Source organism: Rothia sp. HMSC071F11, from assembly GCF_001809115.1.
Lineage (GTDB): Bacteria > Actinomycetota > Actinomycetes > Actinomycetales > Micrococcaceae > Rothia > Rothia dentocariosa.
In genome coordinates this window covers 82362-82898 of sequence record NZ_KV795770.1, presented here as the reverse complement: position 1 = coordinate 82898, position 537 = coordinate 82362, and the positions used below count along the sequence as shown (strand labels likewise).

Here is a 537-nt window from a genome sequence, read left to right as displayed (position 1 = left end):
GGGCATAGTGCTGCTCGTGGTTGGCTTCGACGATGGCGTCGATCAGGTTGTCGAGGTCATTCGCATCGGTCTTCTTCGGTTTCGGCAGTGCACGCGGTGCCGACGGAATGCCGAAAACGCTTGTCGACCGCATTTCGATGGGGTCGCGTTCGACGACACCGCTGAACCCGGTTACCAGCGCGGTCTGAATGGGGGTGATGTCGGTTTGTCCCAATTTGATGTAGGCTCGGCCCATCTGCGAGCGCTCGATGGATGCGGCGTCCGGCACTTCAATCACGTTGGAGGAGTCTTCTTTGGACTGCACGCGCAGCGCAACACGCAGGTTGGTGTTCGCCAGGATATCGTTGTTCACCACGCCAGCGGGCCGCTGGGTTGCCAGGATCATGTGCACGCCAAGGGTACGGCCCACGGCACCGATGCTCACGAGTGAGGTGAGCACATCGGGGAAGTCCTTGGCGAGCATGGCGAACTCGTCGATGACGAGGAGCAGGCGCGGCATGGGTTCTGGCGGGTTGGTGGCGTGGTATTCGATGATGT

At 60.9% G+C, this 537-nt stretch carries 1 pseudogene; it reads right to left on the bottom strand.

The features are described 5' to 3' along the window. A pseudogene (locus HMPREF2554_RS09840) lies at positions 1–537 on the bottom strand (cell division protein FtsK); the annotation flags it as partial.